The sequence below is a fragment of the Curtobacterium sp. B18 genome (genome assembly GCF_000333375.1).
Lineage (GTDB): Bacteria > Actinomycetota > Actinomycetes > Actinomycetales > Microbacteriaceae > Curtobacterium.
The window spans coordinates 1-1,271 of record NZ_BACZ01000551.1 but is presented as its reverse complement, the minus strand read 5'-3'; the positions used below and the strand labels follow the sequence as shown (position 1 = coordinate 1,271).

Genomic DNA, 1,271 nt, shown 5'->3' with positions numbered 1-1,271 from the left:
GGCGCCCTCTCACCCGCCTGCGCCGACCCGGTGCAGGCCGACGTCGTCGTCCGGGCGACGCGCGACGTCGACCCGACCCTCGCCGTCCTGGCCCTGCCGGACTCCGAGCTCCTCCGCGCGGCGACCGCGCACGGGCTCCGCGCGGTGTCCGAGGTCTTCGCCGACCGCGCCTACGAACCCGACGGGTCCCTCGTGGCGCGCAGCCGCCCGGGTGCGGTCCTGCACGACCCGGCGACGGTCGCCGAGCGGGTGCTCCGGATGGTCACCGACGGCACCGTGGTCGCCGTGGACGGCTCGGTCGTGCCGGTCCGGGCGGACTCGGTGTGCGTGCACCCGCGTACGGCAGCACGGCGACGTTCGAGCTGTGGGTGCCCGGTGCCGCGGTCGAGCCGCTGCGGGCCGACCTGGCCGCGGGATCGGCGGGCGCCCTCGCGCCGGTCGTCGGCGAGGAACGCGTGGTCGACGTCGCCGCTGAGTGAGGCGCACGATTTCGGTGCCGGATCGCACGCCGGGCGTGTCCCGCCCCGGAGGCCCCACGGGCCCGGGAACGACGAAGGCCCCGGCTCTGGGAGCCGGGGCCTTGCTGGTGCGCCCCCTCGGACTTGAACCGAGAACCCACTGATTAAGAGTCAGTTGCTCTGCCAATTGAGCTAGAGGCGCATGGTGTGCAGTTGTGTGGCGCTGCTGCACTTCCGTGCTGCAACGGGAAACAACAATAGCATGGGTTTCGCGTGCCCTTGACCACTCGGGGCACCGAACACGAACAGGAGCCTCATGACCGACCGTCTCGCCGCCGGCGACACCGCACCCGACTTCACCCTGCCGGACCAGGACGGCACCGAGCACGCCCTCTCGGCCCTGCGTGGGAAGAAGGTCATCGTGTACTTCTACCCGGCGGCGTCGACCCCGGGCTGCACCACCGAGGCGTGCGACTTCCGCGACAACATGTCGTCGCTGCAGGCTGCCGGCTACGAGGTCCTCGGCGTCTCGAAGGACGAGCTCCCGGCCCTCAAGAAGTTCCAGCACGAGCAGGCCCTCACGTTCCCGCTGCTGAGCGACCCCGACCTGGCCGTGCACAAGGCCTACGGCGCGTGGGGCGAGAAGAACAACTACGGGAAGATCGTCACCGGGACGATCCGCTCGACGATCGTGGTCGACGAGGACGGCACCGTGCAGCTCCCGCTGTACAACGTCAAGGCGACGGGACACGTCGCGAGCCTGCGGAAGAAGCTCGGCCTGGTCTGAGACCCGACTGATCGACGGACGGGAGG

At 70.9% G+C, this 1,271-nt stretch carries 2 protein-coding genes, 1 tRNA gene and 1 pseudogene; 3 read left to right on the top strand and 1 reads right to left on the bottom strand.

Going from position 1 to position 1,271, the window contains the following annotated elements; translation table 11 throughout:
* Positions 1–30: 30 nt before the first annotated feature.
* Positions 31–276: pseudogene (locus tag I5E_RS23760) on the top strand (LamB/YcsF family protein); the annotation flags it as partial.
* Positions 277–323: 47 nt separating this feature from the next.
* Complete coding sequence (locus I5E_RS25655; protein WP_187290516.1) at positions 324–479, top strand: hypothetical protein; 156 nt, start codon at positions 324–326, stop codon at positions 477–479.
* Positions 480–584: 105 nt separating this feature from the next.
* Here the strand turns inward: I5E_RS25655 and I5E_RS15050 are convergent.
* Positions 585–660 (bottom strand) — tRNA-Lys (locus tag I5E_RS15050).
* Between the two features lie 114 nt (positions 661–774).
* Between I5E_RS15050 and bcp the strand changes: the two genes are divergently transcribed.
* On the top strand, positions 775–1,245 hold the full coding sequence (bcp, locus tag I5E_RS15045; protein WP_022907709.1) for a thioredoxin-dependent thiol peroxidase: 471 nt from the start codon (positions 775–777) through the stop codon (positions 1,243–1,245).
* Positions 1,246–1,271: the final 26 nt, after the last annotated feature.